Source organism: Arthrobacter sp. SPT-J7, assembly GCF_059089965.1.
This window is the reverse complement of the sequence record NZ_JBNHFF010000435.1, coordinates 1-1,407: the sequence shown is the minus strand read 5'-3', so window position 1 is coordinate 1,407 and position 1,407 is coordinate 1. Positions and strand designations below refer to the sequence as shown.

Below are 1,407 nucleotides of genomic sequence, written 5' to 3'. Positions count from 1 at the left end.
GGAAATGGCTGAAACCAGGTCCCCCTTGCGCATCCGGGAACCACCGGAAATGCCGAGCTGGCTGGCAAGAGCCTGCAGCTGGGCGAGCTTGAGGCCGGCGAGGCCACTGCTCTTGGCGGGTGCGGCCGGTGATTCGGCAGCAGAAGATGATAGTTCCACAGCTGGCGACAGCTCAGTGGTTTCGGTCACGAAGGATCCTTCCCCCTCGACGGCGTCCAGACTGGGAGCTGGACGCGATGATTTGATCTGGGCTGCAGTTCAGATCTGCAGCCGGCTTGTTCGGCCTTGCCGGTTGGATATCGGCCAGCAGGGCCGGATACTAATTCACCTTGCGCTCCGCAATGGTGGAACGCCGGACTGACGCTTCAGGGGCAGTTTGAGTGCTGCAGATTCCTGCGACAGACCAAGCAGGTGGCACCGGAATACATTGCGCAGTAAGAGACCAAGCGGCAACTAAGTGCAATAGCAGATCAGATAGGCGGAATTACCGCCGGTGCAACTCCACCTTAGCACCTTCAACGTCCACTGCGAGCTTCAGAACACGCCACCCGATGTCCGGCGTGTTTGCTGCAGTGAACTCCTCGATAAAACCGACGACGGCGGCCGCCTCAGACTGTCCGTCCGCCAGGACCAGCACAGTAGGCCCGGCACCCGATACCACTGCAGCATGCCCGGCCGTACGAAGCGCTGAAATCAGCGCTGCACTTGGACGCATGGCCTCTGCACGATAACTCTGGTGGAGGTAGTCCTCGGTGCCGGCCAGCAGGAATTCGGGCTTGCTGGTCAGTGCATGGATCAGGAGGGCCGCGCGTCCAGCATTCATGGCAGCAGCATGGTGCCCTACCGAGGCCGGCAGCAACGCACGCGCCGCCTCGGTCGACAGCTCGAAGTCGGGAACGGCCACGACCGGAACCACTGCTTCGGACACGGTCGCGCTGGTGCTGCTGTACCGGTCACTGTCCTGCCACGAGAGCGCCAGACCGCCGAAAATGGCCGGTGCCACGTTGTCCGGGTGCCCTTCCAGCTCGCTGGTGAGCTGAAGGATCCAGTCCTTCCCACGGCGGTTTGCCTCGGGCACCAGGGCGTTTGCTGCGGATACAGCAGCCACCACGGCCGATGCGGACGAGCCCAGGCCCCGTCCGTGCGGATTGACATTGTCAGCCGTGACTTTCAGGCCGCCGTGCCGGAAGCCCAGCCGTTCGAAAGCCGCTTCCATGGCACGGATGACCAGGTGGCTGGCGTCCCGCGGAAGGGTATCTGCGCCTTCGCCACGGAGCTCGAACAGCAGTTCCTCGGATTCCAGGCTTTCCACTGTCAGCGTGTCATGCAGCGCCAGGGCCAGGCCCAGGCTGTCGTAACCGGGACCAAGGTTGGCTGTGGTGCCCGGAACCCGGACGGTGACCCGTT

The 1,407-nt window shown here is 63.3% G+C and carries 2 protein-coding genes; both read right to left on the bottom strand.

The genetic code is table 11. The features are described from left to right. Window positions 1-189: Rho termination factor N-terminal domain-containing protein (locus AC5RWX_RS33345; RefSeq protein WP_494100435.1), on the bottom strand; the 189-nt coding region annotated here is incomplete at its 3' end. A 295-nt stretch (window positions 190-484) separates the two neighbouring features. After that, window positions 485-1,407, bottom strand: a 923-nt coding sequence (thrB, locus tag AC5RWX_RS33340; RefSeq protein ID WP_494100434.1) for a homoserine kinase, incomplete at its 5' end; no start/stop codon positions are given.